Origin of the sequence: Corallococcus exercitus, assembly GCF_003611585.1 — a bacterium.
Taxonomy (GTDB): Bacteria; Myxococcota; Myxococcia; order Myxococcales; family Myxococcaceae; genus Corallococcus; species Corallococcus exercitus.
On the sequence record NZ_RAVW01000460.1, the window covers coordinates 1 to 7,297 of the forward strand.

The 7,297-nt window shown below is 72.7% G+C and carries 5 protein-coding genes; 2 read left to right on the plus strand and 3 right to left on the minus strand.

What is annotated here, in order from left to right:
- Positions 1–230: 230 nt before the first annotated feature.
- The gene (locus tag D7W79_RS35715) at positions 231–671 is read right to left on the minus strand and encodes a hypothetical protein (RefSeq protein WP_120529777.1); all 441 of its coding nucleotides are present in this window, start codon (positions 669–671) and stop codon (positions 231–233) included.
- Between the two features lie 92 nt (positions 672–763).
- Between D7W79_RS35715 and D7W79_RS35720 the strand changes: the two genes are divergently transcribed.
- Positions 764–4,528 carry a tetratricopeptide repeat protein gene (locus D7W79_RS35720; protein WP_120529778.1) on the plus strand — a complete coding sequence of 1,255 codons (3,765 nt, stop codon included), beginning with the start codon at positions 764–766 and terminating at the stop codon, positions 4,526–4,528.
- Between the two features lie 52 nt (positions 4,529–4,580).
- On the plus strand, positions 4,581–4,925 hold the full coding sequence (locus D7W79_RS35725) for a hypothetical protein (RefSeq protein WP_120529781.1): 345 nt from the start codon (positions 4,581–4,583) through the stop codon (positions 4,923–4,925).
- Here D7W79_RS35725 and D7W79_RS35730 read toward each other — a convergent pair.
- On the minus strand, positions 4,922–6,976 hold the full coding sequence (locus D7W79_RS35730) for a RecQ family ATP-dependent DNA helicase (protein WP_120529779.1): 2,055 nt from the start codon (positions 6,974–6,976) through the stop codon (positions 4,922–4,924). The genes D7W79_RS35725 and D7W79_RS35730 overlap by 4 nt on opposite strands.
- A gap of 52 nt (positions 6,977–7,028) precedes the next feature.
- The coding region (locus tag D7W79_RS35735) for a DUF3006 domain-containing protein (RefSeq protein ID WP_439099265.1) at positions 7,029–7,297 on the minus strand (269 nt) is incomplete at its 5' end.

Consider the following 7,297-nt stretch of genomic DNA (forward strand, 5'->3'; position numbering starts at 1 on the left):
GACGGGGAGTGAGGCCGGGCAAGTGCCTGATTTCCCGTGGGAACCCGGGGTGGGGCAGGGGGGCGCGGTGGTTGGCACCGGCATTGCTCTAGAGACCAGGCAACACGGCGGGGTCGCAGCGGGCCGGAAGTACCGCGCGGCATCGTCACCCTGGTAGGGGGTTCCATTGGGGAACCCTCGACGCCCATCGTCTCGGCCGGCCCCGAGACGGTGGGCGATTTTTTTGCGGGCTACGGGGACGGCGTCTCCTTTGGCTCCAGCTCGCCGTCGAACGGACCGGACTGCTGCTTCTCCAGCAGCCAGACGCCGTCCCGGAAGACGAACTCCGAGGTGACGGTGTCGGTCTGCTCGGTGACGGAGGGCAGGCGCATCCACTGGATGCGGCTGTGGACGGTGGCGCTGCGGCCGTCGTCGGCGAGCTTCACGTCCTCGATTTCGAAGTCGGTGACGGTGAGGTCGCGGTCGTCGTGGAGCTCGCGGCGCTGGCGCTCGAAGTCCTTGCGCTCCTCGGGGACGAGGAAGCTGGACAGGGCGCGGTAGTTCCTCCAGCGCAGGTTCTTGTGGAAGCCCTCCACGACGGGGCGGAGCTCTTCCAGGTCCGACTTGGGTGGCGTGTGGGCACAGGCCCCACCGAGGACCAGGGCGAACATCAGGGCAGGCAGGCGTTTCATGCGCGCGACGCTACCAGCCGCTGGGCGGAACGGACGAGGGCAGTGCTATGGTCCGCGCTCCCCCGCCAAGCACACCGGAGTCGCGACTCAACATGGCCAAGTCGATGGTGGAGCGTTACGAGCAGCTCCTCCGGCAGGACCCGACCTCTTCCGTCTTCGTGGAGCTGGCGAAGGCGCTGCTGGAGAAGGGAGACGCGGCGCGCACCATCGAGGTGTGTACGCAGGGCATCTCCCACCACCCCACGTCCACCGTGGGGCGCGTGCTGTGGGGCAAGGCCCTCATCCAGCTGGGGCGGCCCGCGGAGGCGATGGAGCAGTTCGACCAGGCCATCGCCATCGAGCGGGACAACCCGTACGCCTACAACCTCATTGGCGACGTGCTGCTGCAGCGCGGGCTGTACCGCTCCGCGCTGCCGATTCTTCGCAAGGCCGTGGCGCTGCAGCCCAACAACGGGCGCGTGAAGCAGTGGTTGGATCAGGCCCAGCAGGCGCTGTCCGGCGGGCCGGCGCCCATCTTCGAGGATCTGGGCATCCTGGCGACCCCGGCGGCGCCGGCGGAGGAAGAGGAGCCGGAGGCGCCCGGTGCGGAGGCGCACCCGTCCGCGTTCGAGGCGCGTGCCGCCGCGGCGGCGGGACTGGAGCCGCGCCGTTCCGCCCGGACGGAGACGCCGGCGGGCGGCGTGGACGCGCAGGCGGTCGCCAGGAGCGGAGCCGTCGAGGCGCACGGTGGGCCGATCGCGCCTTCCGGGACGCCGGTGCCGGAGGACGTGCGGGGCGAAGGCTCCGTGGAGACCGGTGGTCCGTCCGCGACGGGTGAGCAGCGCGGTGGGCTGTCGGATCCGGGGTCGGGGCGTACGGCGTCGGGTGCTGGCGCGGATCCGGGCAACGGATCCGGAGCGGGGCGCGGTCGCGTGGCCAGCGGTGGACCGTTGGATCCGGGCCAGGAGCCCGGCTCTGGACGGGGTCGCGTAGCCAGCGGTGGACCGTTGGATCCGGGCCAGGAGCCGGGTTCGGGACGCGGTCGCGCGACTGGTGATGGCCCTTCGGCGGCAGGCCAGGAGCCAGGTTCGGAGCGCGGCCTTGAGTCGCGCGGTGGCGCTCCGGACGCGGGCTCGGATTCCTCCACGGAGCCGGGGCGCGACGCGACGGACGGTGCGGCTCAGGGTGCCAACCCTGCCGCGGGTGCCGCCTCTGGCCGTGGACGCAAGTCCGGGATGCTGGCGGACCTTCCTGACGCCCCTCCGGCGGACGAACCCGCGTCGCAGGGTGGGGGACTGCTCGGAGACCTTCCTCCTCTGGAGGTGGCGCGGGCTCGCGCGGCCGTGCCGGTGACGCCGGCTCCGGTGGTGTCGGCTTCGGGCGGCAAGCGCTCGCTGCTGGACGACATCCCGGATGCGACGGAGCTGGCGGCGGCCGCGGCGCGCAACAAGGCGGCGGCGAACGCGAAGGACACGGAGGCGCTCGCGGCGAAGTACGAGCGCGAGATGCACGAGAAGATCGCCAAGGAGCGGGCGAAGCAGTCCCTCATCGAGCGATATGGCGCGAAGACCGTGGCCCTCTTCGTGGCCCTCATCTTCCTGGGCGCGAGCGCCGGCTTCTTCATCCTCTACCGCTCCCGCCAGGGCGGCCAGACGCTGTCGGAGACGCTGGAACTCGCGAAGCGCGCCATCGCGCAGGACACGGGCGCGTCGCTGGATGAGGCGCTCCGGCAGCTCGACCGCGCGCGCGACATGGACGAAGCGAGCCCGGCCGCGTGGGCGCTCGCGGGCTACGCGCACGCGCTGCGCTACCTGGACCACGGCGCCAACGCCGACGACCGCCGGCTCGCGCTGGAGGCGCTGGAGAAGCCGGGCGTGAAGGAGGGCTTCAACGGCCTGGTGCTGGCCACCAACGCGCTCGTCGCCGACGACCGGGGCCGAGAGCCCGCGCACCGCGCGCTGCTCGCCTCGCAGGATGACGTGACGGAGGTGCATGCGCTCGCGGGCAGCCTGCTCATCGCCGCCAAGGACGAGAAGAAGGCCCTGGACCGCTTCGACCGCGCGCTCAAGGCGTCGCCGGGCAACGTCCGCGCGCTGGTGGCGCTGGGCGACTACTACCTCGCCTCCGAGGACTTCCCGCAGGCGCTGGAGATGTTCAAGCGCGCGCGCGAGGTCTCCAAGGAGCACCCGGCCGCCCGCATCGGGATGGCCGAGAGCCGGCTCGCGCTGGAGCAGGACCTGGACGCGGCGCTGGCGGACGTGGCGCCGCTCGCGCAGGACCCGAAGCTGCCCCCCGCGCTCCAGCCTCGTCAGCACCTGGTGCACGGGGAGCTGCTGTCCGCGCTGGGCAAGTACGAGGAAGCGCGCACGATGCTCTCCAAGGGCACGCAGGGGCCGCTGGCCATGGACTTCCAGCTGGCGCTCGGGGCCGCGGGCCGCGCGGCGGGCAGGCTGGAGGCCGCGCAGCAGGCCTACGAGGCCGCGCTGAAGCTGCAGCCCAAGAGCGAGGCCGCGAAGGAGGGCCTGGGGCGCACGCTGCTGGACCGCGACCGCGAGAAGGAGGCGCTGCAGCGGCTGGAGGCGGACGGCGGCCGCAAGGTGTCGCTGGTGCGCGGTGCCGCGTACGCGCGGCTCGGGGACTGGAAGCGCGCCCGCGTGGAGCTGGGCAAGACGCGCGTGAACGACCGCTATCCGCCGGAGGCCGTCGCGTGGCTCGCGCTGGCGGACGCGAACGAGGGCAACGGCGCCCAGGCGCGCGACGTGCTCGAGAAGGCGCTGGCCAAGAAGCCCCGCACGGACCTGCGCGTGGCGCTGGGACAGGTGTACTGGCGCGAGCGCGCGCTCGACAAGGCGCAGGCGCAGTTCGACGAGGCGCTGAAGGACCCGCGCGACTACGAGGGCGCGTGCTCGCTGGGGCGGCTCTTGCTGTCGCGCGGCCTGCCGGACATGGCGCTCAAGCCGCTGACGCAGGCGGTGGAGCGCAACGGCGCGCACGGCGAGGCGCGCGACGCGCTGGGCCGCACGCTGCTGGCGCTGGGCCGCACGCCGGAGGCACTGAAGCAGTTCGAGGCCTGGCAGCTGGACAACCCGGGCAACGCCGCCGCGCACAAGGGCTTCGCGCTGGCGCTGTACCAGTCCGGCCGCCGCAAGGAGGCGGAAGGCGCGTCGGGCCGCGCGGTGAAGCTGGCGCCGGACGACGCGGAAGGGCAGCGGCTGCGCGCGGCGCTCCTGTTCGCCAACGGCGACGCGAAGGGTGGCTTCGCGGCGCTGGAGCGCGCCAACAAGCTGGACTCCAAGGACCCGGACACCTTCTGTGAAATCGCCCAGGCGTTCCTGCGCCAGGGTCAGGTGGAGAGCGCGGAAGCGGCCTTCGCGGCGGCGCGGCGCGAGGGGCCGGACGCGACGTGCGGCCGCGTGGGTGAGCTGTACACGCAGCTGCCGGGCGGTGGACGCGGCGCGGCGCGCACGCTGCAGGACCTGGCCGACAAGGCGCCCACCGTCTGGGACAAGGCCTTCGCCCAGGTGACGCTGGCGCGCGTGCTGCTGGGCGCCGGGGCCGTGAAGGAGGCCCGAGCGGCGGCGGACGAGGCCGTGAAGCTGGCTCCCTACAACGGGCGCGCGTACCTGGCCCTGGGGCTGGTGGCCTTCAAGCAGCGGCAGGAGGCCCCCGCGCGCGAGGCGCTGGCCAAGGCCGTGGAGCTGGAGCCCACGGACGGCATGGCCCACCTGGCGCTGGCGGACGTGCTGGTGCGGGAGTCCTCGGAGCTGCCCCGGGCGGTGGAGGCCTACGAGGCCTTCCTGAAGCTCGCCGGGGGGGCCCCGGAGGCGAACCGGGTGAAGAAGGCCCTTCCGCTCCTCAAGCGCCGGGCGTCGCGCTAGCGTGGTGGCCGTGAGCGAGCAGCGGCCCCCGTCCTCCCCCCTGCTGAAGGTCATGTGGGGCAACGCCTTTCTGCTGTCGGTGCTCTACCTGCTGATGGGCATCGTCGTGGAGTCCATCCGGCGGCGGTACCACGCGCCCTTCTTCGAGCGGCTCTCCATGGCGCTCGACTCGCTGCCGGCGCGGGCGCTGGAGCTGGTGCACGCGATGGAGCCGCTGCGCGCGGCGTACTTCACCGGCCGCATCACCGACCTGGGCGTGCGCGTCGTCTTCGGCATCGTCACCGTGGCGGTCATCTTCCTGCTCGCCCTGGTGGTGGGCGCCATCATGGCCGTGCTGCGGTGGGCGCTCCTGCGCGCCAGCCGCGGTGGGAGCGGACCTCCGCCGGGAAACGGCTAGCGGCGCGACTTCGCCTTGCGGATGCGTGGGGCCACGGGCGCCGCCTGTGGCTCGTGGCCCGCGGCGCGCGCCATCAGGCAGATGTCCACCACCTTGGGGCCGAAGCGCTCCCAGCGGCTCTCCCCGGTGCCCTTCACCGCGAGGAAGGACTCCCGGTCCACCGGCAGCGCGGCGGCCAGCCCCAGCAGCGTCGCGTCGTTGAAGATGATGAAGGGCGCGATGCCCAGGTCCTTGGCCAGGTCCTTGCGCCAGCGGCGCAGCTCCATGGACGCAAGCTCGCTGTACACCATCACCGGCGCCCCGGACGCGGCCGGCGCGGAGCGCGAGGCTGAACCGGAGGGCTTGGGCATCATGCTGCCCGCGCACCGGTCGCACGTGCCGCATACCGCCGCCGCGTCCGCCTGCCCGAAGTAGCGCAGGATGAACGCGCGCCGGCACGTCGGCGTGTACGCGTAGTCCGCCATCCGCTTGAGCATCAGCCGGTTGAGCCGCTCCTGCTCGCGCACCCGGCTGAGATCCACCGTCAGCTCGCGGAACGGCACGCGCTCCAGCGCGCGGATGGAGCGCCCCGCGAACGGCTTGCGCACCCGCACCACGCCCGACTTCTCCAACAGGCCCAGCGCGTGCCGGACGTCGTCCTCCGTCAGCCCGGTGCGCCGCGCGAGGATGGGCAGCTCCGTGGTGGCCTGCCGCCCCACGGGGAAGGTCTCCAGCAGCGAGCGGAGCAGACGCTGCGACTCCGCCGCGTGCGGCTGCGCGCTGGCGGCCTTGTCCGTCAACGTGATGCCGTACTCGCCCTCACCCCGGCCGCCGCGCTCCAGCTTGCCCTCGCGCTCGAAAATCTTGAGGGCGGCGGAGACCTCGAACTCGCTGGCGCCCACCATGCCCGCGAGGGCGTGCACGCCCCGGTCGAACTCCTCCACGGCCTGGAGCTGCGCCCACACGTCCGACAGCACGGCCTCGGACGGGTGGCTGCTCTCGATGAGGCGCTCCTGCGTGTACACGTCCGCGTGGTTGAACAGGAGCACCGCGGTGGCGGGGTTGCCGTCGCGGCCCGCGCGGCCAATCTCCTGGTAGTACGCCTCCACCGCCCGGGGGATGTTCGCGTGCGCGACGAAGCGGATGTCCGGCTTGTCGATGCCCATGCCGAAGGCGTTGGTGGCCACCGCCACCGCCTCCTTCGAGGACATGAAGTCCTCCTGCGCGCGGCGGCGGGCGTCGTCCTCCATGCCCGCGTGGTACAGCACCGCGTTCACCTTGCGCGTGACGAGCGCGGAGTGCATCCCTTCCGCCGCCTTGCGCGTGGAGCAGTAGATGATGCCGCTGCCACCCTTGGCCGCCAGGCTCGCGCACGCGTCCCGGCGCTCCTCGTCCCCGCTGACGTTCACCACGTCCAGGAAGAGGTTGGGCCGGTCGAACCCCTGGGCGAACACCGCCGGATCCTTCATCAACAGCACGCGGACGATGTCCTCGCGCACCTCCGGCGTCGCCGTGGCGGTGAGGGCCACCGTGCGCGGGGGACGCAGCCGCTTTCGCACCTGGCCCAGCAGCGCGTAGTCCGGCCGGAAGTCGTGGCCCCACTGGGAGATGCAGTGCGCCTCGTCCACGGCGAGCAGCTCCACGCCCAGCCCGGACACCAGCTCCAGGAAGCTTCCGCTGCGGAAGCGCTCCGGCGCCACGTAGAGCAGCTTGTACTCACGGGCGCGCAGCTTGCGCAGGCGGTCCGCCCGCTCCACGTCCGACAGGGACGAGTTGATGTACGTCGCCGGGATGCCCTTCGCGGTGAGCTGCTCCACCTGGTCCTTCATCAACGCGATGAGCGGTGACACCACCAGCGTGATGCCCGGCAACAGCAGCGCCGGGAGCTGGTAGCACAGGCTCTTGCCCGCGCCCGTGGGCATCACCACCACGGTGTTGCGGCCGCTGAGGACGGAGCTGATGACGGGCGCCTGGCCGGGGCGGAACTCCGACAGGCCGAAGTGCCGCACCAGTCCCTGCTGGGCATCTTCGAGGAAGGGCAGGGACTCCGTCATCGCGCGCATGTTCACCATCCTGGATCGGCCGTCAACGCCAATCCCCTCCGTGGGCACCGGTGCCCCCACCTCACAGCTCAAGGCCCGGAGGAAGGGGAACCGCCAGCGCGGCCCGTTTCCGCGCCACCTCCCGCCGCAGCGCCTCCGTCCGCTCCGGGTCCAGGCGGCCGTCCACGACGACGTCCCCCTCGCGCACGCCCGGCGGCAGCCGCCAGCGCTCCACCGTGCACGCCTGCCCCCCGTCGGTCCGCACCACCTGGGCCCGCGTGTCCTCCAGCACCTCCACCCGCACGGGGCTTGTCCCCAGCGCCAGCAGCACGCCCGCCCCCATCACCAGCC

Coding starts and splice junctions, on each gene's coding strand:
- D7W79_RS35715 (WP_120529777.1), bottom strand. CDS start 671: ATGAAACGCCTGCCTGCCCTGATGTTCGCCCTGGTCCTCGGTGGGGCC.
- D7W79_RS35730 (WP_120529779.1), bottom strand. CDS start 6,976: ATGGTGAACATGCGCGCGATGACGGAGTCCCTGCCCTTCCTCGAAGAT.
- D7W79_RS35720 (WP_120529778.1), top strand. CDS start 764: ATGGCCAAGTCGATGGTGGAGCGTTACGAGCAGCTCCTCCGGCAGGAC.
- D7W79_RS35725 (WP_120529781.1), top strand. CDS start 4,581: ATGTGGGGCAACGCCTTTCTGCTGTCGGTGCTCTACCTGCTGATGGGC.